This window comes from Nonomuraea aridisoli (assembly GCF_003236395.1).
In the GTDB taxonomy this organism is placed as follows: Bacteria; Actinomycetota; Actinomycetes; order Streptosporangiales; family Streptosporangiaceae; genus Nonomuraea; species Nonomuraea aridisoli.
In genome coordinates this window covers 1-22,159 of record NZ_POUD01000145.1, presented here as the reverse complement: position 1 = coordinate 22,159, position 22,159 = coordinate 1, and the positions used below count along the sequence as shown (strand labels likewise).

Sequence of the window (22,159 nt, the reverse complement as noted above, 5' to 3'; positions counted from 1 at the left end):
GGTGGGGTCGTCGGCGGCGCACGCACTCGCCGGGCGGTTCGGCACCGGGCGGGCGGCGTGGCTGGTCAGCCTGGCGACCGCGCCCGCCGCGCTCGCGATCCCGTTCCTCGACCGCGGGCCGTGGTTGTGGCTGGCCGCCGCGGCGTGGTTCGTGCTGATGTTCCGTACGGGACTCAACAACGTGCTCCTCGTCAGCCTGCGGCAGCGGGTCACGCCGGACGAGATGCTGGGCCGCATGACGGCCACGATGCGACTCCTGCTGATGGGGGCGACCGGCGCGGGAGGGCTGCTCGCGGCGCTGCTCGGCGAGTTGTGGGGGGTGCGCGCGGCGCTGTGGGCGGGTGCCGTGATCATGGCGCTGAGCTGGATCCCGTTCCTGCGCTCCCCGCTGCGCACGCACCCGTGACGGCCAGGTCCGATTTCCGCCGGTCACCATCCCTGGCGAGGGCATACCGTCGGAGACATGGCACCCCTCGAACTCGACTTCGACTCCTGTTACCGGGCCGTCTCCGCCAGGGACGCCCGGTTCGACGGGCGCTTCTACACGGCCGTGAAGACGACGGGGATCTACTGCCGTCCGATCTGCCCGGCGCGTACGCCGTCGTCGCGCAACGTGCGCTTCTACCGGCACGCGGCGGCGGCCGAGGCGGCCGGGTTCCGGCCGTGCAAACGCTGCCGGCCCGAGCTGTCGCCGGGCGACCCCGGATGGGACCTGCGCGGCGACCTGGTCGGACGGGCGCTGCGGCTCATCGACGACGGCGCCGCCGACGAGCGGGGCGTCGCCGGGCTCGCCGGTCGGCTGCACATCACCGAGCGCCACCTGCACCGGCTGTTCGTCGCCGAGCTGGGCGTCGGGCCGCTGGCGGTGGCCCGGACGAAGCGCCTGCTGCTGGCCAAACAGCTCCTGACCGAGACGGGGCTGCCGATCACGGACGTGGCGTTCGCGGCGGGGTTCGGCAGCGTGCGGCAGTTCAACGCGACGATGCGGGAGACGTACGGCTTCACGCCGAGCGAATTGCGCGCCACGGCCGGACGGTGGACCCGCGAGCCGGCCCCGGCCGGCCCGGTGACGCTGCGGCTGCGGCTGCACCGGCGGGAGCCGTACGACGTCGAGGGGGTGTTCGCCTTCCTCGCCGCGCGCGCGATCCCCGGGCTGGAGACGGCCGATGAGGCGTCCTACAGCCGGGCCGTGCCGGGCGGGACGATCACGCTCACGCCGCGCCCCGACCACCTCGCGCTCGACGTCGCGGTTGACGACACGCGGCAGCTCAACCGCATCGTGGCCCGCTGCCGCCGCCTGCTCGACCTCGACGCCGACCCCGACGCCATCGCCCAGGCCCTCGGCCAGACCTCGCTCGGCCCGCTGGTCGCGGCGCGGCCGGGGCTGCGCGTGCCGGGCACGTTCGACGGGTTCGAGCTGGCCGTACGCGCCGTCGTCGGCCAGCAGGTCTCGGTCGCCGGGGCGCGTACGCTGCTGGGCCGCATCGTCGCGCGGGCGGCCGCGCCCGGCGGGCTCTTCCCGTCCGCGGAGTGCCTGCTCGACGCCGACCTGACCGGGCTCGGCCTGACGAACCGGCGCATCGAGACGTTGAAGGAGCTCGCCGCCCTCGTCGCGGACGGCCAGCTCGACCTCGACGGCGGTCAGGACCCGGCGGAGGCGGTCGCGGAGTTGCTGCGGGTGCGCGGCATCGGCCCGTGGACGGCCAGCTACATCGCCCTGCGCGCCCTGCGCGACCCCGACGCCTGGCCCACCGGCGACCTCGTGCTCGCCAAGCGCATGGCCGGCCTCGGCATCACCCACGACCACATCGAGCGGTGGCGCCCGTGGCGGGCGTACGCCGCCCTGCACCTCTGGAGTTCGTCATGATCGCTGCTCAGATCGTCCCGACGCCGGTGGGGGCGCTGGCCCTGCTGTCCCGTGAAGGGGTGGTGGTCGCGGCCGGTTTCACGGCCGACCCCGAGGAGATGTTCGCCCGGCTCACGCCCGCCCTGCGGGCCGAGGGGCTGGAGGTGGTGGACGACCTCGGGCCCGCGACCCAGGCCGTCCGCGCGTACCTGGACGGCGACCTGGAGGCTCTCGACGCCGTACCGGTCTCGCAGCCGGGCACGCCCACCCGCAGGCGGCTGCACGCGGCGCTGCGCGAGGTGAAGGCGGGCACGACCGTGTCGTACGCGGAGCTCGCCGCACGGGCCGGCCTGCCGCGCACGGCGGCGCGCGCGGCCGGCTCGGCCTGCGCCCAGAACCTCATCGCCCCGTTCGTCCCGTGCCACCGCGTTCTGCCCAGCACCGGCGGCTACGGCGGCTACCTGTACGGTACCCCCGTCAAGGAATGGCTCCTGACCCACGAGTCCCGCCGCACGGCGAACGCGGGCTGACCCCCAGGGGGAACGCCTCCCGCTTCCCTGGGGAGGCGTTCCCGCGCGGTGGCCGGCTACGGGCGGATGTTGCTCTGGATCTCGCCGACCTCGACGTCTCTGGTGATCTCCACTTCGACGGGGGCGAGCTGGAACGGGGCCACGTCGCCGGTCGCCTGGGTCGACCAGACGCTCGTGACGCCGAGGGTGTACTTGCTGCCCGGCTGGTCGATCGACGAGCGCAGGTAGCGCACGCCGCAGGAGAACTCGCCGCCCCTGACGTACGGCTTGCCGGTGGTGCCGCAGCCGGACACGTTCGTCTCGGCCCTGTCCTTCGTGGTGCCGGGGTCGATGGTGATGCTCTCCAGCGTGGCGGTAACCGTGACGCTCATGAAGCCGGGGATGGTCGCGGTCACCGTGCGGGTCGTGTCGCCGAGGCCCTCGGCCCACACCCAGGTGGGCAGGTTCACGAAGCTCTTGGCGTCGGGGTTGAGGCTGACCGTGTGCTCGGGGACGGTCAGCGAGCCGCGGGCGATGTGGGCGAGCTGCTCGGGCGTGATGCCCGACGGGGGCGTGGTGCCCGTCGGCACGAACACGAACAGTTCGAGGTCGCCCCAGCAGGCGGCGCCGTCGGGATGGTTCTGGTCGTAGTTGGGCACCCACCAGAAGCCGTCCGCGTCGCGCTTCTCCTCGAACGGCTTGAGGAACTCCAGCCGGCTCTCCTCGTCGATCGCCGCCCGCCGGGCGTTCGTCCGGGGGTCGGTCATGAACCGGTACATGTCCTCGCCGCTGCGGGCGGGCTCGTACCAGCAGGGGCGCGGGACGCGGTAGCCGTCGCCCTTGCCGCTCCCGGCGCCGTCGCCGGAGATGTTGATCCACTCTGTCGCGGCCAGCTCCACCGTGGTGTTCAGGTCGTCCTGACGGATCGTGGCCTCGCTCTGGCCGCCTGGATTCGTCGGGTCCAGGTGGAGGCCGTTGCCGAACATCAGCAGTCCGGCCGTCATCGCTGAGATGAGGGGTTTCATCGGGTGCACCGTTCGTTCGGTTCTGCGTACGATCTGATCCGCCACACCCCGTCGTCACCGCGGTGCGCGATCACGCTCTCGGCGTAGGGGGCGCTCAGCCAGGCGGGCGGGCGGGGCACGGCCTTGCCGGTGCTCTCGGAGACCAGCCGGATGCCCGTCTCGTCGACGCAGGCGTTGATCTGGGCGCCTCTGCCGACGACGGAGGCGACCTTCAGGTCGTAGACCCGCCCGAGGCCGCGCATCGTCTGGCCCTTGTCCACGAACTCGCGGATCCATTCGGTGGCCTGGATCTCGGCGTCCATCTCCATGTTGTGGCCGTAGCCGCGCTCCCGCTCGGCGATGGCCCTGCGGGTGCCGACGTACTGGTCGACCATGAGCTTGAGCAGCGGGTCGGGGTCGGCGGGCCAGTCGATCCTGGCCCGCAGGCCGTCGGCGACCCGCACCGTCCGCGGTCCGGACGGAAGCTCCTCCTCCGAAGTGCTCTCGGGGGTGCTCCCCGGGGACGGGCTCCGCGCCGGCGGGCTCTCCTCGGGCGGGCTCTCCGGGGCGCTCCGCGCGCCCGCGGCCGCCGCGGGCCGCTCCGCGGGCTGCTCCGCCCCGCAGGCCGCCGCTGCCATCAGGGCCGGCAGCAGGCCCAGCACTATCGCCGCACGTCTCATGCGGAAGACTCCCTCACTACGTGGATGCGCCACGTGGGCAGCAGTTCTTCGATCAATGCCTCCGTCTCGGGCGCCATCCCGCCCCCGTACGGGTGCGAGGACGCCCTGCGGGTGAGGCCCTCCACGACGGCACGCAGGCGTACGGTGTCCTGCGTGGCGTGGGTGGCGCGCAGCAGGTCGCGCCAGAGGGCCTCGTCGTCCGGCGCCAGCAGCAGCGCCGCACGCACGGCGGCCACCGCGGCGTCCGGCTGGCCCTGCGCGAGCCGGATCTCGCAGAGCCGGTGCGCCGCGTCCGCCACGGTGGCCGTCACGTCGTACTCCAGGTCGTCGGCCGCCAGCCAGGCGTACCCGCCGGGGCGGCGGCCGGTCAGCAGCGGACCCCTGACCAGGCCGAGGGCCTTCTCCAGCAGGACGGCCCGGCCCGACGGGTCGCCCTGCGCGCGGCGGACCAGCTCGCGGAAGAGCGCCCAGTCCGTACGCACCTCCGGGCCCAGCCGCAGCCGGCCGGCTTCGTCGGTGAGCAGGCGACCGGGCCCCAGCCACTCGGCGACCCTGGCGATCGCGGCGTCCCTGACCATGTCCTGGACGCCGCGCGGCCACAGCACCCCGCCGAGCACCACCGGGTGCACGCCGCCCTGGCGGGTGGCCAGGTGGACGAGCATCTCGGTGGCCAGCTCCATCCGGCCCTCCTCCAGCGGAGGAAGGCCGGCGATCTCGACCGGGCCGAGGATCCTGATCTCGACGGCGGGCCGGTGCAGCCCCGCCAGCGGCTCCGGCTCGGGGATGGCCTCGCCGTCGAGCCGGCCGGCCGTGCGGAACAGGTCCACCAGGGCGCGGTAGTGGCGGCGGGGCAGCAGCTGGGCGCGTACCTCGAAGCCCAGCTCGGCGATCCTGGCCGTGCCGTCGTCGTTGATCCGCAGGGTCCAGGTGGCGTGCGGCACGTCACCGGCGACGACGTACCCGGCGGTGTCGCGGCGGGCCAGCAGCGCCAGGCGGCGGGCCTCCTCGTGGGTGGGCGCGACCGCCGACAGCAGGTAGTGGGCGCGGCGCGGGCGCCCGGTGATGCGCCCGGTGAGCACCTGCGCGCGCGGCGCGGCGTCCGCCTCCAGCTCGGGCAGGACCTCGGCGAGGCTGCCGACGGCCCTGACACGGTCGGGCGCGATGGCGGTCAGCTCCTCGCCGAAGCCGACGAGGGTGACGCTCATGCGGTCGGACCACAGGTTGGTGGCCAGCTCGACGGCGAGGGCGGCCAGCGCCGCGGTGGTCTGCGGGCCGCGTACGTTGATCAGGCCCTGCGCGGCCTCCAGGTCGATGAGCACGCGCCCGCCGGCGTCCGTGCCGATGGAGACGAGCCCCGGGTACGGCGCCCCCGAGGTGCGGCGGTCGGGCAGCATACGCCCTTCGTGGGCCGGTAAGCGCCAGATCTGGCCGCCGTCGACGGCCGTCCACGGGGTGGGCGGGTCGTCGTCCGCGGGGTGGATCCACAGGTCGAGCGTGCGGGCCGACAGGTGGGCGCCGTACACGGTGGGCGGGGTGCGGCGCTGGGCGGCCAGCTCGGCGCCGAGGTGGCGCAGCCCGACGTCGAGGACGCGGGCGCCCGGCGCGTCGCCGCCGAGCCGGAGCGCGACCTCGGCCTGCGCGGCGTCGTCGCGGGGCCGGACGATCCGGCGGCCGAACACGCGCCCCCACAGCTGCTCGCGCCGGCGCCTGGCCAGCACGAGCAGCAGCCCGGCGGCGGCCAGCGAGGCGCCCGCCAGGTAGTCGGTCAGGTCGGCGCCCTGGGCCTCGCGGATGACCGGGGGCTGCTCGGCACGCTGGTCGGGTCGGTCGGCCGACTGCTCCGGCAGGCGGTGTTCGGCCTCCCGCTTCGGGGTCTTCTGCTCCTGCTGGTCGCGCTGCTCGGCGGCGATGCTGCCCGGGGCCACGTCGACGCGGCCGGGGTGCTCGCGCAGCGTCTGCTCCCGCGGCTGACCGGCGGGCACGACGTGGACGTTCTTCGCGTCGTCCGGCATGTCGAGCACCCAGCCGGGCCTGATCAGGTCGGCCATCCGCAGGCGGCTGCCGTCGGGCTGCTCCTTGGCCTGGTTGAGCCGGTAGATCTCGTGGTAGCGGCGGCCGTCGCCGAGGCACTTCTCGGCGATCTCCCACAGGCTTTCGTGGTGGCGGCCGTGCGGGGGCTGCACGACGTACACCTTCTTGGTCCTGGGTGCCTCCAGGGTCTGCTCGACCAGCGGCGCCGAGTACGCGACCGCCGTCACCGGCGGGGCGGCCGGCGTGGGCGTCAGCTTCGCCAGCGGCACCACCATCGCCCCCGCCGTGAACAGCAGCAGCACGGCCGAGACGAGCTTGTTGGCGACGAACTGCATGCCGCCGGAGAGCGGGACGCGGGCGGGCATGCCGACCCGGCGGACGCCGGCGTACACCTCGACCAGGATGCACACGAAGAGCTGGAACCAGGCCAGCCAGACCAGCAGCACCAGCACGGCGATGATCGTGCTCGGACCGACGTTACCGGTCAGCACGTCGAGGTCGAGCAGCTCCGGCCGCAGCGGCGGCCCGACGAACATGAGCAGCGCGTACGGCACCCCGCCGACGAGCGCGACCAGCACGACCAGCGCCGCGAGCCCGGCGAGCACGTCGACGGCGCGGCGCCGGGCCGGGACGCGCACGGGAACGTGCCGTCGGTGGGGACGCGCGGGCTCTCGCGTCGGCATCGCCTCTCCTTTCTCCGCTCCAGCGTCGTGCCTCAGATGTCCCGCATCCATCGACCGGCGGGATTCGGTCTGGCTCGGGGGTTATCGCGCCTCGGGGCCGGCCACGGCCTCGCCGGTCATCTCGGAGCCGGGGAAGCCGAGCGCGCTCAGGAAGAACGCCTCCCACCGCACGCTCACGGTGACCGTCACCTGCGCCTGGCCCTCGCCGAGCGAGCACGCGCCGGGGCTCACGTCGTCGCCGCCCTGGGCCGCGACGATCTCGGCGGCCCTGGCGCACACCTGGTCCTCGCCGAGCAGCCGCGTCTCCCCCGTCTCGCGCAGGTGGTCCTCGTCGATCACGTCCGCGCCGGCGCGGGCGGCCTGTTCGGCGACGTCCGCGGCACGCAGCCTGGCATTGATCGCCGCGCCGCCGTCCACGAGCAGCCCGGCCAGCAGGAACACGACCACGGAGAACAGGACGACGAACACCGACATGGACCCGCGCTCGCCGTCGCTCATTCCACCCTCCTGAAGCGTTCCAGCGGCACCACGGCCGTGCCGGTCAGCTGCTTGGTGGCGTCGAAGCCGAGGAACGCCAGGTCGAGCTCGCAGGTCACCTCGGCCTGCACGTGGCCGGCCTCCTCCCACTTCGAGCCGTCGAGGGTGACCTCGGCCGACCGGCAGCGCTCCCGGAGCACGCTCGTGGTGATGGCCTCGGCCGCCGCCTCGGCCTCGTCGAACGTGCGCTGCACCGACGCGGACCTGGCGGCGTCCCTGGCCGCCCCGCTGACCCGGCCCTGCGACTCCACCAGCACCCCGGCGCCGGCCAGGAACATGAGGAAGAGCAGCAGCAGCGGGGCCAGCATGACGGTCTCCACCGCCATGGAGCCGCGCTCGGCGTCGTCGCTCCGCGCGCTCATTCGCAGTCACCGCCGCCGTTGTCGGGCCGGAAGCACTCGACGGGCCCGCCCGCGGTCGCGGTGATGGTGAACGCCAGCTCGGGCAGCAGCGGGATCACCTGCACGGCGTTGCCCGTCACCGTGACGAAGCGCTGGTCGGGCTCCTGCTCGGACGTGGTGGCGGTGGCCTCGCGCAGCAGCCTGGGGCCGATCGTGCGCACGATGTCGGTGGCCTTGCCGGTGGCGGCGCCCTGCCAGGCGTCGGAGTCGAACGGGGACGCCCTGGCCACCCGCGCGCCCTCCCTGGCCGCCGCCTCGGCGACCTGGCGGCCGTGGAACCACAGGGCGACCTGCACGATGAGCAGCGCGGCGGCGAGGATCACCGGCATGAGCAGCGCCAGCTCCATCGCCGTCACGCCGCGCTCGTCGGGCCGCCGCGGCGCGGCTTTCACGGATTGTCACCACCGCCGCCGCCGCCGTCGCCGCCGCTGCCGCCACCGCCGAAGGACTGCTCGATCTCGGCCTGCTGCTGCTCGACCAGGGTCCTGATCAAGGTGGCCAGGCCGAGGGCGACGCCCGCGATGATCGCGGTGATGATCACCCATTCGACGGCGGAGGCGCCGCGGGTGGGCGCCTCACGGGCCTTGCGCACCCGCTCGGCGAGGTACGCGGTGAGATAGACGATCCAGGGATGGTTCTGCATCAGACCCCCAACATCTTCATAGCGGCGGGAAAACTGAGAAAAATCACGAAACCGGCGCAGAGCAGGAGCTGGGCCACGAGCATCGACTGCGAACGCTCCCCCGCCCGGCCCTCGATCTCGGCCAGCTCGCGGCGGCGCAGCGTGGCGGCCCGCGCGGTCAGCGACGCGCGCACCTTGGCGCCGTCGTCGGCCACCAGGCCGAGCGCGGCCGACAGGTCGCGCAGCTCGTCGACGTCGATCTCCTCGCCGAGCTGCCCGAGCGCCTGCCACGGGGTGATGCCGACGATCCGCGCGCCGCTCAGGGCGTCGCGGATGCGGCCCATCGCCCAGTTGGGCTGCTCCCCGCTGACCGAGACGGCCATCATCAGCGACTCGGGCACGCCGCGGCCGCCGGCCAGGTTCATGGAGACCAGGTCGAGGAAGGCGCCGACGACGTGCCGGAAGTCGCGCCGCTTGGCCGCGGCGTCCTTCTTGACCTGCAGGTCCGGCAGGAAGAAGAAGACGGCCGCCACGAGCAGCGCCGCCCAGAACGGGATGACCGGCGACGTGCCCCACCCCATGAGCGCCAGCCAGCCCAGCAGCAGCGGGAACGCCAGCAGCCCGCCGGCGGCGAGCAGGACCTTGGTGGCCAGGAACGCCTCGAACGAGCGCCCCAGCAGCGCCAGGTCCGCCCTGGCCGAGCGCACCTCCCAGCCGCGGGCGCCGTACAGGCGGGCCAGGCGGACGCCGAGGTTGCGGCGGAACGGGCTGACCTCCTCCTCCGGCAGCAGCAGCTGGACGCGGGGGGCGCCCGCGTCCTCGCGCACGGCGTCGAGCGCGAGCAGCCGCGCCACCAGGCCGGGACGGGCCGGGAAGAGCGCCCGCAGCAGGACGAACAGCCCCAGACCGACGACCGCGCCGGCCAGCGCGCCCTCAACCATGGCTCTCGCCTCCTCCCATGAGCAGCCGTGTGGGCTTGTCGAACCTGGCCAGCCGGCGCATCCAGGCGAACCCGGCGCCGAACAGCCCGGCCACGACGACGAGCACGGCCTGGCCGAGGAAGCTCTGGTACTCGGCGACGTAGTTGGGGTTGAACACCACGAGGATCCCGGCGAAGGCGAGCGCGGTGATCACCACGATCTGCATGCTGCGGCGGGTCGCGCGGCGTTCGGCCTCCACGCGGCGGCGCATGTCGAGCTCCTCGCGGGCCGAGACGGCGAGCGCGCCGAGCACGTCGCGCAGGCCGGGGCCGCGCAGCCGGGAGTTGAGGATGAGCGCGGCGACCACGAGGTCGGCCGAGGGGTCGTCGAGCTCGTCGGCGAGGAGCGCGAGCGCGTCCGGCAGCGCCATCCTGGTGTGCAGCCGGTCGATGAGGGCGCGCAGGTGGGGCCGGAGCGTGGGCGCGGCGGCCCTGATGGACGACGGGATGGCCTGTTCGAGACCGGCGGCGCCGGCGATGGTGTCGCGCAGCGACTCCGTCCAGGCGGCCAGCCCTTCGAGGCGGTGCATGGCGGCGCGCTCCTCCGCGGCGCCGCCCGCCAGGCCGCGCCAGGCGAAGACGAGCAGCACCGTGCCGACCGCGATGACCGGCCAGCGGGTGACGACCAGCACGAGGGTGGCCGCGATCGCGGCCACGGCGGCGCGGGTGGTCAGCACCTTGACCAGGTGGCGTCTGGGGCGCGACGGGCGGGGGCGCAGGCCGTACAGGGAGAGTCCGAGCAGGAACAGGCCGCCGCCCGCCACCGCGCCCGCGAGCAGCGCGAGGGGGTCGATCGTGAACGGCATGCGCTACCACCCTCCCGGCAGGTAGCCGTGCGCGGCCAGCTCGTCCAGGCAGGACAGCGGGGCGTGCGGCACGGCGTTGCCGTCGGGGCCGGGCGCGAACACCTCGCTGGACAACACGCGGCCGTCGCAGCCGTTGACCTCGCGGATGCTGCTGACGTAGCGGCGCAGCTTGCCGCCGAGGTGGTAGTCGTTGCGCTTCTCGACGAAGACGACGAAGTCGATGGCGCCGGCGATGAGCATGTGGGTGGCGTCGATCGGCAGGCGTTCGCCGGCCTGGAGGGCGTAGGTCGAGATGCGGTTGAAGACCTCCATGCTGGAGTTGGCGTGGATGGTCGACAGCGACCCGTCGTTGCCCTGGGTCATCGCGTTGAGCATGGTGACGATCTCGTCGCCGAGCACCTCGCCGACGATGACGCGGCTGGGGTTCATCCGCAGCGAGCGTCTGACCAGCTCGGCCATGGAGATCTCGCCCTGGCCCTCGGAGTTGGGCAGGCGCTGCTCGAACGCCACCACGTTGGGGTGGAGCTCGGGGTACTGGTCGAGGCCGAGTTCGAGGGCGCGCTCGACGGTGATGAGCCGCTCGCTCGGCGGGATCTCGTTGGCGAGGGCGCGCAGCAGGGTGGTCTTCCCCGCGTTCGTGGACCCGGCGATCATGATGTTCTTGCGGGCGGCGACGGCCGCGGTCAGGAACCGGGCCACGTCGGGGCCGATCGTGCCGTTGCCGACCAGGTCCGACAGGAAGACCTTGCCCAGGCGGGCGCGGCGGATCGACACGGCCGGGCGTACGGTGACGTCCATGACGGCGCTCAGCCGGGAGCCGTCGGGCAGGCGCAGGTCGAGCTGCGGGTTCGCGGTGTCGAACGGCCGGCTCGACAGCCCCGAGTACGCCGCCAGGATCTGGATGAGCTCGATCAGCTCCTCGTCGGAGTCGGCGACCGGGTCGTGCATGAGCTCCTGGCCGTCGGCGTAGCTGACGAAGACCCGGTCGCAGCCGTTGATGTCGATGTTCTCGACCTGGGGGTCGTCGAGCAGCGGCTGCAGGCGGCCGACGCCGAACAGGGCGGCGTGGATGCCGGCCGCGAGCGCCTCCTCCTCCTCGACGGTGGGCGGCGTGCGGCCGAGGCCGATCTCGTTGCGGGCGTGCTCCTCCAGCACCTGGGAGATCAGCGCCCTGGCGAACTGGCGCTCGTCCTCGCCGGTCATCGGCGGGACGCCGTTCGCCTGGTCGAGCCGGCGCTGATGGGCCAGGCGGTCGCCGACCTCCTGGCGGAACCGCTTGACGAGCGCGTGGTCGATCATCGGTGACTCACCAGCCTTGCCGCCAGGTCCCTGGCCGTACGGATGAGGAGGGAGCGGTCGAGCCGGCCGCCCCACTGGCCGCGCAGCAGCTCGGCGCCCTTGGGGTCGTACGCCAGGCCGTGCACGGACTGGACGAGCGGGCCGACGATCCTGCGGACGTCCTCGACGGAGGCGCGGTAGTTGCGCGGGTCGGCGATCACGACGACGCCGTGGGCCTTGCTGATCTGGAGGCGTTCGCGCAGGTGGGCGACGTGGTCGAGGGTGGCGCGGGTGAGCAGCACGACCTGCTCGGCCTCGGCCATGAGGTCGCCGATCTGCGGGTGCGCGCCCAGCCGGCCGCAGTCGGCGATGACGTCGGCGTTGGGGATGGCGGCCAGCGCCCGGCCGAGCGGCCCCCACAGCCAGGTGAGGCCGGCGGCCTGCTCGCCGTGCGTGAGCCCGACGAGCACGTCTAGCCCGCCGACGATCTTCTGGGTGTGCTGGTGGATCTGGGCGGCCTCCAGGCCGCGCCGCGCGGTGGCGCCCAGCGTGAGCAGGCCCCTGCCGGGATTGAGCACCCCGCCGTCGGCGGCGGGCAGCCGGTAGGCGAGGTCGCCGCCCGCGGGGTCGCATTCGGCCAGCAGCACGGGCCGGGGCCAGACCGCCGCGAGGGCGGTCGCGGCCGTGGTCACGCCCGGCGCGCCCTTGTCGGCGGCCAGTACGATCAGCGCCACCTCAGCCCGCCCCCGTGACCTCGGCCACGGCGATCTCCCCGGTGGAGGCGAACGCCACGATCTCCGGCGCCGCGGCTGCGTCGACCACGATGGTCAGCCGGCCGGATTCCTCTCCGGTGGTGTGGACGAGCGCGTCCGAGGCGAGGACGCGGCTTTCTCCCTGACCCGACCGGGTCGGTACGAATATCACCTGAACGCGGTCGCCCTCGCTGACGCTCGCCGGCATTTGCCCGGCTTTGAGCGCCAGGCCGACCATCGCCTTTCCGGCGCCGAGCCCGCTGTCGGCCGGGTTGACCATGTCACGCGTCAGCAGGGTGCCGGGCAGGATCGTGACGGCCGCGAAACCCTCGGTGACGCTGTCGCGAGCCGACCAAGCGACGAAGTCGATGCCGTTTCCGGCGATCTGCACCTCTTCGAGGTCGCGGTCGGTGAATTTCTGACCGGCCCCGACCTGCTGGGTGACGCGGACGACGGAGACGCGGTCGCCGCTGCGCAGGACGAGCATGGTGGTGGCCAGCGCGCCGCCGAGGATGAGCAGGACGGCCAGCGCGGCCAGGGCCGGCTTGCGTTCTCTGGGCGGCACGGGGAGCTTGCGCGAGGCCGGGCCGGACAACCCCGCCGCCGCGTTGACGGCAGGCTTTTCACTGGTCCTCATGGGTGGGGGGCTCCCGAAGTGAATTGCGGAATTCACGCCATTATGTGGGGCTTGCGATGAACGCGGTGGCGGAATTCGGCGACCCATGCTCGTTTCGCAGGTGACATCGTGTCAACCGGAATTCATTGATGCTTATTGTTTCTATCAAGTTGACGGTTCCCGACTTTTCCGGGCAACGCCACTTCAATAACATCCGCCACTTTTTTCACAGGCCCCATGCCGTTGCCGTCAACCGGCGCGCCCGGCGCCGTTCTCGGCGCTACCTTGGGCGGCCCGAGTCGACCGAGGGGACGGCACCATGCGGATCATGCTCACCGTGCTCGGCGGGCAGGGCGATCGTGACGTCGTGATCGACGGTGACGACGGCGCGACGGTGGAGCGGGTGAGCGAGGCGCTCAGCGACGACTCCGGCACCGGCGGGCCGCTGGCCACCGTGGTCCGGCTGCCCAGGGCCAGAGCGCCGTACGGGCTGTCAGGGGGACACGACCCGGACGGCGATCGTGCCTCGGGCGCCCGGGTGCCGCGCCCGCGCAGGCCCGACGGGCCGCCGGCGCTCTGGCGCGACGGCCGCCCGCTCGACCCGCGCGCCCCCGCGGCCGCCGTGCTGCGCGACGGCGACAAGGTCACGCTGGACGCCCGCCTCGCCCGCGCCACCGTCGTCGAGGAGCCCGGCGGGGTCGCCGAGGTGCGTGTGGTGGGCGGCCCGGCCGCCGGGGCGGTGCACCGGCTCGGGCTGGGCGTGCACGTCATCGGCTCCGACCCGATGTGCGCGATGGCGGTCGACGACCCCGCGCTGGCTCCGGAGGCGGTCACCGTACGGGTGACGCCGGAGTCGATCACCGTGGAGCGGGCCTGGCGGCGGCCCGGCGAGGCCCCGAGGCTCAAGCTCAAGGGACGGTGGGCCGAGGAGGTCGCCGAGCTGACCGCCAGGACCGCCGAGCGGGAGGCGGCCGAGCTGGCCGCCGGTTACGAGGAGGTCCCCGAGCTGGACGGCAGGCCGCTCGACGAGCCCGCCGAGTGGCCCGACCAGGCCGTGCTGACCTGCGGGTCGTCGGTGTTCGTGCTGACCTCGATCGAGCCGAAGGACGCCCACCTGGCGCCGCACGGCGAGGGCGGCGTGGCCTACAACCGGCCGCCCCGGCTGCGCCGGCCCGAGCCCCAGCGCAGGTTCGTCCGGCCGAAGGAGCCGACCAGGAACGAAGGGATGCGCCTGCAGCTGCTGGCCGCGTGCCTGCCGGCCGTGCTCGGACTGACGCTGGCCATCGCCCTGGGGCAGTGGTACTACCTGCTCGTCGCTCTCATGACGCCGATCATCATGATCGGCCAGTGGTGGAGCGACCGGCGCCACGGCAAGATGAAGCACCGCAAGGCGCTCAAGGAGCACGCCGTCAAGCTGGCGGAGTACGACGCGGCCGTGGAGCGGGCCCGGGCCGCCGACGAGGCGGCGCGCCGCTCCGACGCGCCCGACCCGGCGCAGGTGCTGCTCACGGCCACGGGGCCGCGCCGGCGGCTCTGGGAGCGCCGGATCCACGACTCCGACGCGCTGCGGCTGCGGGTCGGGCTCGCCGACCTGCCCGCCAACCTGGAGCTGTCGGAGGAGCAGGGCGGGCCGATCCAGCCGCCGATCTGCCGTTCCGTGCCGGTGGCGCTGCCCATGCGCCAGCTCGGCGTGGCCGGCGTCACGGGGCCGCGCGACGCCGCGACCGGCCTGGCGAGCTGGCTGATCGCCCAGGCCGCCACCCTGCACAGCCCGCGAGACCTGGCCGTCGTCGTGGTGTCCGCGCATCCCGACGGGGAGCGGCGGTGGGGCTGGGTGCGCTGGCTGCCGCACTGCGCGCCGCGCGGCGGCGAGGACTGCGTGGCGCTGGTGGGCGCCGACCCCGACTCCGCCGCCCGCCGCGTCGCCGAGCTGGCCGCCCTCATCGACGAACGCCGCAACACCTCCCTGCCCGACACGGCCAAGATCCCCACCGGGTGGGACGATCTCGGCGGGCCCGAGAAGCCCGCGTTCTCCACGTACGACGTGCGCCCCTACGACGTGCTGGTGATCCTCGACGGCGCCCAGGTGCTGCGCGGCCTGCCCAACATGCCGCAGGTGCTGCGCCAGGGGCCGCGCTGCGGCGTCTACACCCTGGCGCTCGACGAGGACCAGCGGCTGCTGCCCGAGGAGTGCCAGACGGTGGCCGACTGCGGCTCCGACGGCTCGGTGCACCTGCGCGGCGGCGGGCTCGACGTCATCGGCCCCGTCCTCGGCGACCTGGTCTCGGCCGGCTGGTGCGACCGCCTGGCCAGGGCGCTGGCCCCGATCCGCGACGTGAGCAGGGACGACCCCGGCGGCAATCTCCCCGACGCGGTGCGCCTGCTCGACCTGCTGGGCATGCCCGTCCCCTCCGCGCGCGACCTCGCCGCCCGGTGGCGGGACCGGGGCACCACCGAGGCGCTGATCGGCATCGGCCCGGACGGCCCGTTCTCGGTGGACCTCCGGCTCGACGGCCCCCACGGCCTCGTCGCCGGCACCACCGGCGCGGGCAAGTCGGAGCTGCTGCAGACGCTGATCTGCGCGCTGGCCGTGGCCAACCGGCCCGACCAGCTCACGTTCGTGCTGATCGACTACAAGGGCGGCGCGGCCTTCAAGGAGTGCGTACGCCTGCCGCACACCGTCGGCATGGTCACCGACCTCGACGGACACCTGACGCAGCGGGCCCTCGACTCGCTCGCGGCCGAGCTGCGGCGCCGCGAGCGGCTGCTGCTGTCAGCCGGGGCCAAGGACATCGAGGACTACACCGGGCCGGGCATGCCGCGGCTGGTGCTGGTCATCGACGAGTTCGCGGCGCTGGTGGCCGAGCTGCCGGACTTCGTCGCGGGCCTGGTCGACATCGCCCGCCGGGGGCGTTCGCTGGGGATCCACCTGATCCTGGCGACTCAGCGGCCCGCGGGCGTCGTGACGGCCGACATCCAGGCCAACACCTCGCTGCGGATCGCGCTGCGGGTGACCGAGCCCGCCGAGTCGGCCGACGTCATCGACCAGCCCGACGCGGCGCACATCTCCAAGTCCACGCCGGGCCGCTGCTACGTGCGTTCTGGGGCGGGGGCGGCGACGGCCGTGCAGACGGCCAGGGTCGGGGGGCGCAGCCCGGCCGCGTCGTCCGGGGCCGCGCCGCGCCTGCGGGTGCTGGACGTGGACTGGCGCTCCCTGGGCAGGCCGCTGCCGCCGGCTCCGGTGGTGACCGACGAGGACGCCACCACCACGGACCTGACGCTGGTCACCGACGCCCTGATCGAGGCGGCCCGGCTGGCCGGGGTCCCGGCGCAGCCCAGCCCGTGGCTGGAGCCGTTGCCGTCCCGCTTCGTCCTCGACCTGCCGGACGCCCCGGACCTCACGGACCTCGCGGACGGGGCGTCCGACGAGGTCGAGCCGACCCCGTTCGGGGTCACCGACCGGCCGTGGGCGCAGGATCGGCGGGCGCTGGCGCTCGACGTGGCCCACGGCGGCCACCTGCTCATCGCGGGGGCCGCGCGTACGGGCCGGTCGACGGCGCTGCGCACGATCGCCGGCTCGATCGCCGCGCACGCCTCGCCGCAGGACGTCCACCTGCACGCGATCGACTGCGGCTCGGGCGCGCTCCTGCCGCTGGTCGCGATGCCGCACTGCGGCGCGGTGGTGACCCGCGACCAGCTCGACCGGGTCGAACGGCTGCTGACCCGGCTGCGCGCCGAGGTGGGCCGCCGCCAGCAACTGCTGGCCGAGGCCGGGCACGCCTCCCTGGCCGAGTACCGGCAGGCCGGGCACCGCCTGCCGTGGCTGGTGTTCATGCTGGACCGGTGGGAGGGCTTCGTCGCCGCGTTCGAGGGCTACGACTACGGCCGCCTGATCGAGGCGGTGCTCCAGCTCATGCGCGAGGGCCCGGCGGTGGGGTTCAGGGCGGTCGTGACGAGCGACCGGTCGGGCCTGATCGGGCAGATCTCGACGGTCTTCGAGGACCGCCTGCTCCTGCGCCTGCCGGACCCGGCCGACTACGGCCTGGCCGGGCTCCCGCTCAAGGGCCTGCCGGCGTCGATGCCGCCCGGACGCGCGCTGTCGATGGGCGAACACGGCGTCGTGGAGCACCACATCGCCCTGCTCGCCGCCGACCCGGCCGGCCCCGCCCAGGTCGCCGCCCTCCAGTCCCTGGCCCGCGCCGCCGCCTCCGGCCCGTCCACGGCCGCGGAAGACGACGGGAGGAGCGGATGGCGGTGGAAGGGGGAGCCGCCGCTGCGGGTGGACGCGCTTCCGGCGCGCATCACCGCCTCCCAGGCGCTCGCCCTCGACCCGGCGTTCACCCCGCCCTCGCCGCTGTGGGCGCTGGTGGGGGCGGGCGGCGACGCCCTCGGCCCGCTCGGGCTCGACCTGCTGGCCCACGGGCCCGCCGCGGTGGTCGCGGGGCCGTCCCGCTCGGGACGTTCGTCGGTGCTGATGACGGCCGCCCGTTCGCTGATCTCCCGCGGTACGCCCGTCATCGCCGTCGCCCCCCGGCGCAGCCCGCTGCGCGACCTGGAGGGCGCGCTGGCGATCCTGGACGGCAACGCCGCCAACCTCGCGGAGCTGGTGGCCGACCGGCAGCAGTACGTCGTGCTGGTGGACGACGCGGAACTGGTCAACGCCGACGGCCCGCTCGGCACGGCGCTGGAGGACGTCCTGCGCACGGGCCGGGACGGCGAGCACGGCCTGCTCATCGCCGGCACGACGGGGGACCTGGCCGTGGCCTACCGGGGGTTCGTCGCGGAGGCCCGCAAGGCGCGCACCGGACTCCTGCTGGCCGTCCAGGGCCAGGGCGACGGCGACCTGTTCTCCATCCGCCTGCCCCGCGGCACCGCCGGCGGTCCGCAGGGCCGGGGTTTCCTCGTCACGACCGGCACCATCACCCCTCTGCAGGCGGCGCTGCCGGACGACGCCTGACGCGGAACTCGACTCTCGACCCCGGCATGACCTGGTGAGGGTGGACGCATTACGCGGAGAGAACCAGGATTAAACGGACATATGGTACGTATATCTCATTAGGGGGACTCCCCGTGCGCATTTTGCGAAGGCGCGACGCCGGCCGATGCCGGCGCCGCGCGCCGCGAGCGCTTCGCCCCAGGAGGTGATCACCCTGCTTCGGGGTGAGTGACATGCTCTGGTCTTGGCAATCGATCCGGGCCCGCAGGACCGTGGCGACCGGCGCCGTCGCGGCGCTGGTGTGCGTCGTGGTCAGCATCATGTTCCTGTTCTTCGCCGGCAACAAGGAGGCCGACACCAGCCAGAACCGGGTCACCGACGCCTGGAACCGGGTCGTCCCCCTCATCCGGCAAGGCCCCCTCCCGCCCGTCCTGCAGAAGGGCGAGGTGGAGGCGATCCAGGTCGTGGACGAGCACGGCCACGTGGTGGCGGCGACCCGGAATCTCGCCGGAAAGCCGCCGATCGCCACGTTCCGCGCGGTGCGCACGCAGGTGAGCACCGCGCGGATGTTGTGCCCGCCGACCGGACTGCAGGGCTGTATGACCGTCGCGTCCTACAAGGTGTTCCAGCCGCAGGGGCCCTGGCTGCTCTACATCGCGGTGCCGGTGGTCCCCTGGTACGGCCAGACCACGTCGCTCCTCCTGGCCGTCGGCGTGTCCGTCCTGGTGACCACGATGATGACCGGCTGGACGTACCGTGATCTCACCAAGGTCCTCGGCCCGGTCAACGCCATCCGGGCCGAACTCGCCGAGATCACCGCCACCGACCTCGTCCGCCGCGTCCCCGTCCCGGCGAAGTACGAGGAGATCAGATACCTGGCGGAGACCGTGAACGACACCCTCGACCGCCTCGACGAGGCCTACACGCGGCAACGGCGCTTCACCGCCGACGCCTCCCACGATCTGCGCACCCCCATCACCGCCATGCGGACCCAGGTGGAGGAGGCGCTCCTGCACCCCCACGACACCGACTGGCCCCGGATGGCCGAAGCGGTCCTCGCCGGGGTGGACCGCCTCCAGCGGCTCGTGACCGACCTGCTGACCCTGGCCCAGCTGGACGCGCGCACCTCCCTGCATCGCGACCCCACCGACCTGCGCCGGCTGGTCGAGACCGAGCTGGAGCGCCGGACCCACCAGAAGCGGATCGTCAAGGAGATGCCGGAGAGCGTCTTCATCGACTGTGACAGGCTGCGGATCGCCCGCCTGTTGGGCAATCTCCTCGACAACGCCGAGCGTCACGCCGCTTCGCAGATCACCGTCAGGGTCCGGGGCGACCGGTCCTCGGCGACCTTGGAGGTCATCGACGACGGCGCCGGAATCGCCCCGGAGGACAGAAGGGTGGTCTTCGACCGCTTCACCCGCCTGGACGCCGCGTACGCGCGCGACGCGAACGGGACCGGGCTGGGGCTGGCGATCGCACGGGAGATCGCCACGGCGCACGGGGGCACACTGACCATCGAGGACAGCGAACGAGGCGCACGCTTCGTCCTGCGCCTTCCCGCACACGACCTCCAGGCGCCGGGATGACAGGACGCCGATCGACGTGGTGGGAGGCTCAGCCGGTCACGCGCGCGAGGAACTCCTCGAAGGTCGTCGGGGTCGCGGTTTCGTCGTCACGCGGCCGGGTCATGGCGATCCGGCGTTCGGCGACGTCGAGGGTCATGGCTGTGGTGCCGTCCGCCATGTGGGGGGAGAAACCCGCGGCGAGGAGGCCGTCGCGCATGGTGGCGGCGTCGATCCGCTCGTAGCGCGCCCCCGGTCGCCCGACGGCCGCGCCGATCGCGGCGGTGACCTCGTTGAGCGTGATGTCCCGGGGGCCCTGCAGTTCGAGGACGCGGGTGCCGGCCCTGCGGCGCCCGGTGAGCAGATCGGCGGCGACGGCGCCGATGTCGGCCGTGGCGATGGCCGGGAGAGGCAGGTCACCGGGGATGAGTCCGTGCGCGGCGCCGGTGGCGCGCACCTCTTCGATCATCGGCAGGGCGTTCTCCATGAACCACCCGGGCCGCAGGTGGATCACTTCCACACCGGTCAGGGTGTCAAGTGCTTCTTCGAGCGGGCGTAGGCCCCACACCGGACCACGAGCAGCGTCATAATTCGCGGCCCAGCCGCTCAGGCTGACGATCCGGGTGAGGTGGTGGAGCCCGGTGAGCGCCTTCTGATGAGCGGCGATGACGCGCCGCTGATGGGCCGGGAAGTCACTGCTGTCGGGAATGATTCCCGGTGCGATCATGACGAATGCGGCGCGGGCGTCGGCGAAGGCGTCGCGGAGACCGCCGGGGTCGTCGGTGCGGACTTCAGCCGCTTCGGCGCCGCGGTCCACGAATCGCCGCAGGCGGTCGCGACTGCGGCCCAGCACCCGGACCCGTTGTCCGGCGTCGAGGAGCGCCTCCGCGACGGCGGAACCGGTGTCGCTGGTGGCGGATGATACGACGATCATGAGCGTTCCTTGCGGGTGAAACGTTGTGTGCGGACGGATCGGTCAGCCGGCGGTGAGGGCGCCGAGGAGGGCGAGCCGGTCGGCCGAGGGCGTCCCGGCCGTGGCCGCGCTGACGACCAGACGCTGCCCCGGATCGTCGGGCAGGCGAAGGATCTCTTCGTTCACCTCCAGCTCTCCGACGACAGGATGCCGATAGCGGCGAACGGTGTGCAGGCAGTCACGTACCGGATGGTCGCGCCACAGGCGGGCGAAGTCGTCGCTGCCGGTGGCGAGCTCGGAGACGAGCCGGTGGAGGGCGAGGTCGTCGGGCCGCTCCGCCGTGGCCAGCCGCAGGTAGGACGCGAGATCCTCGGCCTGACGCTCCCAGTCGGCGAACAACTCGCGGGAACGCGGGTCGAGGAAGACCCGCCGGGCCTGATTCGGCGCGTCAGGCGTCCCGATGGCGGCGATCTCCTCGGTCGTGAGGTTCCACAGCGCGTATCCGAGCGAGTTGCCCGCGAGGATGTCGGTGCGCCGCCCGACGAGCACGACGGCGCCCAGGCTGCTGTCGACGAGAGCACGAATGGGCCCGCGGACCTGGTCCTCGTGACCGGTCCCCCGCACCGGCGGGACAGCGCGTGCCAGCCGGTAGAGGTGCGCGCGCTCGTCGGGTGAGAGCTTCAGCGCCCGTGCGATGGCGTCCAGGACCGCATCGGAAACCTGATGGCTCTCGCCCCGCTCCAACCGGGTGTAGTACGTCGTGCTGAGCCCGGCCAGCTCGGCGAGCTCCTCCCGTCTGAGCCCCGGCACCCGGCGCCGTTCGCCGTAGGAGGGGGTGATGCCGAGCTCCTGCGGGGTCACCGCGGCACGACGCGCCCGGAGGAACGCGCCCAATTCCTCCGACGACGACTTGCCGGCCATCACCCCTCCATCATCTCTCCGCCTGCCTGAGGCATGGCCGTCCGTCATGCGGACTCCAGCGGGCGGTACGGCGCGGGCACCCACCGGGCCTCGCCGTCACGGAATCGGATGCGCCCGATGCCGGGGAAGGGAAGATGCGCGGCGCCGACCACCCAGCCCTGCGTCCGGATCTCCGCCAGGATGCGCTTCCGGGCGGCGCGGGCACCACGTCGATCACTGTCGATGTCCATCGCCACGTGTGGGGCGCGCAGCTGAACCGTGTGGTTGTGCATGGTGTCGCCCCACAACAGCAGTTGTTCCCCTTCACCGTCCACCAGATAGCCGCTGTGACCCGGGGTGTGGCCGTGGAGATCGACCGCGGTCACGCCCGGCACTGGCCGCTCACCGTAGGCGAAGGTGGAGAACCGGCCGCCGGCACGGTAGGGCGCCAGAGCCCGCACGGCCCACCGGTGGATCTGCGCCTGTACGCCCTCGGCGCTCGCGGCGACGGCGTCGTTCAGCCAGTGGTGAGCGTCGAGTCTCGACACGTGCACGGTCGCGGACGGGAAGGCCGCCGCCCCGTCCGCGGTCACCAGACCGGAGACGTGATCGGGATGCAGGTGCGTGATGAGCACGTCATCGACCTGCTCCGGAGAGACTCCGGCGGCGCGGAGGTTCTCCGGCAGATGACCGGTGCCCGCTCCGAGGGAGGTGCCGGCGCCCGCGTCGACCAGCACCGTGCGTCCGCCGGAGCGGAAGAGGAAGGTGTTCACGGCCGTCAGAAGGTCACCCTCCGGGGGGAGGAATCCGTCGGCCAAGAGCTCGGTGATCCGCTCCGGCGACTCGCCGTGCATGTCGGCGGCGTAGATGGGCAGCGCCCCGTCGTAGACGGTGGTCACGGTGATCGCACCGACGCTGGTGCGCGCGAATCCCGGAGCCTGAGCTGAAATCGTTCCGCTTGGACTCATGATCTCAGTATTCGAAGGCTCCGCCATCGGTGCCTGTCCATGTCGTGGACAGGCACGGGGCCTGGCGCTGACGGCTCGTCAGTCCTCGTCGGCGGGGAGGGTGAAGAAGCGCACATAGAGGGGGCGGGCGTCCGGC

19 protein-coding genes and 1 pseudogene are annotated in these 22,159 nt (G+C 73.4%); 5 read left to right on the top strand and 15 right to left on the bottom strand.

Translation table 11 applies throughout. The annotated features are described in order from the left end of the window. From C1J01_RS50190 to C1J01_RS28940, 3 genes and pseudogenes are all read left to right on the top strand, one after another. Positions 1 to 406, top strand: a pseudogene (locus C1J01_RS50190) (MFS transporter); the annotation flags it as partial. Positions 407 to 463: 57 nt separating this feature from the next. Next, the gene (locus tag C1J01_RS28945; protein WP_111182133.1) at positions 464 to 1,867 is read left to right on the top strand and encodes a DNA-3-methyladenine glycosylase 2 family protein; all 1,404 of its coding nucleotides are present in this window, start codon (positions 464 to 466) and stop codon (positions 1,865 to 1,867) included. Next, the gene (locus C1J01_RS28940) at positions 1,864 to 2,376 is read left to right on the top strand and encodes a methylated-DNA--[protein]-cysteine S-methyltransferase (RefSeq protein ID WP_111182132.1); all 513 of its coding nucleotides are present in this window, start codon (positions 1,864 to 1,866) and stop codon (positions 2,374 to 2,376) included. Before C1J01_RS28945 ends, C1J01_RS28940 begins: the two co-directional genes overlap by 4 nt. A 56-nt stretch (positions 2,377 to 2,432) precedes the next feature. Here C1J01_RS28940 and C1J01_RS28935 read toward each other — a convergent pair whose 3' ends face one another. The 12 genes from C1J01_RS28935 to C1J01_RS28880 form a co-directional block, all read right to left on the bottom strand. Further along, positions 2,433 to 3,380, bottom strand: a complete 948-nt coding sequence (locus C1J01_RS28935) for a hypothetical protein (RefSeq protein ID WP_111182131.1) — start codon at positions 3,378 to 3,380, stop codon at positions 2,433 to 2,435. Continuing rightward, positions 3,377 to 4,039 (bottom strand): hypothetical protein, encoded by a 663-nt coding sequence (locus C1J01_RS28930; RefSeq protein ID WP_146615762.1) that lies wholly within the window; start codon positions 4,037 to 4,039, stop codon positions 3,377 to 3,379. The genes C1J01_RS28935 and C1J01_RS28930 overlap by 4 nt, the downstream gene beginning before the upstream one ends. After that, on the bottom strand, positions 4,036 to 6,753 hold the full coding sequence (locus tag C1J01_RS28925; protein ID WP_235854733.1) for a bacterial transcriptional activator domain-containing protein: 2,718 nt from the start codon (positions 6,751 to 6,753) through the stop codon (positions 4,036 to 4,038). Before C1J01_RS28925 ends, C1J01_RS28930 begins: the two co-directional genes overlap by 4 nt. A gap of 81 nt (positions 6,754 to 6,834) precedes the next feature. Continuing rightward, positions 6,835 to 7,251: a pilus assembly protein TadG-related protein gene (locus C1J01_RS28920; RefSeq protein ID WP_235854732.1), complete on the bottom strand. Its 417-nt coding sequence runs from the start codon at positions 7,249 to 7,251 to the stop codon at positions 6,835 to 6,837. Continuing rightward, a complete protein-coding gene (locus tag C1J01_RS28915; protein ID WP_111182129.1) occupies positions 7,248 to 7,652 on the bottom strand; it encodes a TadE/TadG family type IV pilus assembly protein in 405 nt (134 codons plus the stop codon). Before C1J01_RS28915 ends, C1J01_RS28920 begins: the two co-directional genes overlap by 4 nt. Further along, complete coding sequence (locus C1J01_RS28910) at positions 7,649 to 8,083, bottom strand: TadE/TadG family type IV pilus assembly protein (RefSeq protein WP_235854731.1); 435 nt, start codon at positions 8,081 to 8,083, stop codon at positions 7,649 to 7,651. Before C1J01_RS28910 ends, C1J01_RS28915 begins: the two co-directional genes overlap by 4 nt. Further along, positions 8,080 to 8,334 (bottom strand): hypothetical protein, encoded by a 255-nt coding sequence (locus tag C1J01_RS28905; RefSeq protein ID WP_111182128.1) that lies wholly within the window; start codon positions 8,332 to 8,334, stop codon positions 8,080 to 8,082. Before C1J01_RS28905 ends, C1J01_RS28910 begins: the two co-directional genes overlap by 4 nt. Then, complete coding sequence (locus C1J01_RS28900) at positions 8,334 to 9,254, bottom strand: type II secretion system F family protein (RefSeq protein WP_111182127.1); 921 nt, start codon at positions 9,252 to 9,254, stop codon at positions 8,334 to 8,336. The genes C1J01_RS28905 and C1J01_RS28900 overlap by 1 nt, the downstream gene beginning before the upstream one ends. After that, a complete protein-coding gene (locus C1J01_RS28895) occupies positions 9,247 to 10,098 on the bottom strand; it encodes a type II secretion system F family protein (RefSeq protein WP_111182126.1) in 852 nt (283 codons plus the stop codon). The genes C1J01_RS28900 and C1J01_RS28895 overlap by 8 nt, the downstream gene beginning before the upstream one ends. Positions 10,099 to 10,101: 3 nt before the next feature. Then, positions 10,102 to 11,397: a TadA family conjugal transfer-associated ATPase gene (locus C1J01_RS28890; protein ID WP_111182125.1), complete on the bottom strand. Its 1,296-nt coding sequence runs from the start codon at positions 11,395 to 11,397 to the stop codon at positions 10,102 to 10,104. Next, positions 11,394 to 12,110, bottom strand: coding sequence for a CpaE/TadZ family protein (locus C1J01_RS28885; RefSeq protein WP_111182124.1), 717 nt, complete (start codon positions 12,108 to 12,110; stop codon positions 11,394 to 11,396). Before C1J01_RS28885 ends, C1J01_RS28890 begins: the two co-directional genes overlap by 4 nt. Position 12,111: 1 nt before the next feature. Then, the gene (locus tag C1J01_RS28880) at positions 12,112 to 12,765 is read right to left on the bottom strand and encodes a hypothetical protein (RefSeq protein WP_111182123.1); all 654 of its coding nucleotides are present in this window, start codon (positions 12,763 to 12,765) and stop codon (positions 12,112 to 12,114) included. Positions 12,766 to 13,063: 298 nt separating this feature from the next. Here C1J01_RS28880 and C1J01_RS28875 point away from each other — a divergent pair, with 298 nt between their 5' ends. Beyond that, positions 13,064 to 17,701 carry an FtsK/SpoIIIE domain-containing protein gene (locus C1J01_RS28875; protein ID WP_111182122.1) on the top strand — a complete coding sequence of 1,546 codons (4,638 nt, stop codon included), beginning with the start codon at positions 13,064 to 13,066 and terminating at the stop codon, positions 17,699 to 17,701. Between the two features lie 212 nt (positions 17,702 to 17,913). After that, positions 17,914 to 19,266, top strand: a complete 1,353-nt coding sequence (locus tag C1J01_RS28870) for a sensor histidine kinase (RefSeq protein ID WP_111182121.1) — start codon at positions 17,914 to 17,916, stop codon at positions 19,264 to 19,266. A 28-nt stretch (positions 19,267 to 19,294) separates the two neighbouring features. Here C1J01_RS28870 and C1J01_RS28865 read toward each other — a convergent pair whose 3' ends face one another. Genes C1J01_RS28865 through C1J01_RS28855 form a run of 3 tightly spaced genes read right to left on the bottom strand, consistent with a single transcriptional unit; the run spans position 19,295 to position 21,954 of the window. After that, positions 19,295 to 20,176: an NmrA family NAD(P)-binding protein gene (locus C1J01_RS28865; protein ID WP_111182120.1), complete on the bottom strand. Its 882-nt coding sequence runs from the start codon at positions 20,174 to 20,176 to the stop codon at positions 19,295 to 19,297. Between the two features lie 42 nt (positions 20,177 to 20,218). Then, positions 20,219 to 21,076: a helix-turn-helix domain-containing protein gene (locus tag C1J01_RS28860; RefSeq protein WP_181449020.1), complete on the bottom strand. Its 858-nt coding sequence runs from the start codon at positions 21,074 to 21,076 to the stop codon at positions 20,219 to 20,221. A 44-nt stretch (positions 21,077 to 21,120) separates the two neighbouring features. Then, positions 21,121 to 21,954, bottom strand: a complete 834-nt coding sequence (locus C1J01_RS28855; RefSeq protein ID WP_181449019.1) for an MBL fold metallo-hydrolase — start codon at positions 21,952 to 21,954, stop codon at positions 21,121 to 21,123. Between the last annotated feature and the right edge of the window lie 205 nt (positions 21,955 to 22,159).

Coding starts and splice junctions, on each gene's coding strand:
- C1J01_RS28945 (WP_111182133.1), top strand. CDS start 464: ATGGCACCCCTCGAACTCGACTTCGACTCCTGTTACCGGGCCGTCTCC.
- C1J01_RS28930 (WP_146615762.1), bottom strand. CDS start 4,039: ATGAGACGTGCGGCGATAGTGCTGGGCCTGCTGCCGGCCCTGATGGCA.
- C1J01_RS28905 (WP_111182128.1), bottom strand. CDS start 8,334: ATGCAGAACCATCCCTGGATCGTCTATCTCACCGCGTACCTCGCCGAG.
- C1J01_RS28875 (WP_111182122.1), top strand. CDS start 13,064: ATGCGGATCATGCTCACCGTGCTCGGCGGGCAGGGCGATCGTGACGTC.
- C1J01_RS28870 (WP_111182121.1), top strand. CDS start 17,914: ATGCTCTGGTCTTGGCAATCGATCCGGGCCCGCAGGACCGTGGCGACC.
- C1J01_RS28925 (WP_235854733.1), bottom strand. CDS start 6,753: ATGCCGACGCGAGAGCCCGCGCGTCCCCACCGACGGCACGTTCCCGTG.
- C1J01_RS28865 (WP_111182120.1), bottom strand. CDS start 20,176: ATGATCGTCGTATCATCCGCCACCAGCGACACCGGTTCCGCCGTCGCG.
- C1J01_RS28880 (WP_111182123.1), bottom strand. CDS start 12,765: ATGAGGACCAGTGAAAAGCCTGCCGTCAACGCGGCGGCGGGGTTGTCC.
- C1J01_RS28890 (WP_111182125.1), bottom strand. CDS start 11,397: ATGATCGACCACGCGCTCGTCAAGCGGTTCCGCCAGGAGGTCGGCGAC.
- C1J01_RS28895 (WP_111182126.1), bottom strand. CDS start 10,098: ATGCCGTTCACGATCGACCCCCTCGCGCTGCTCGCGGGCGCGGTGGCG.
- C1J01_RS28920 (WP_235854732.1), bottom strand. CDS start 7,251: ATGAGCGACGGCGAGCGCGGGTCCATGTCGGTGTTCGTCGTCCTGTTC.
- C1J01_RS28935 (WP_111182131.1), bottom strand. CDS start 3,380: ATGAAACCCCTCATCTCAGCGATGACGGCCGGACTGCTGATGTTCGGC.
- C1J01_RS28860 (WP_181449020.1), bottom strand. CDS start 21,076: ATGGCCGGCAAGTCGTCGTCGGAGGAATTGGGCGCGTTCCTCCGGGCG.
- C1J01_RS28900 (WP_111182127.1), bottom strand. CDS start 9,254: ATGGTTGAGGGCGCGCTGGCCGGCGCGGTCGTCGGTCTGGGGCTGTTC.
- C1J01_RS28940 (WP_111182132.1), top strand. CDS start 1,864: ATGATCGCTGCTCAGATCGTCCCGACGCCGGTGGGGGCGCTGGCCCTG.
- C1J01_RS28915 (WP_111182129.1), bottom strand. CDS start 7,652: ATGAGCGCGCGGAGCGACGACGCCGAGCGCGGCTCCATGGCGGTGGAG.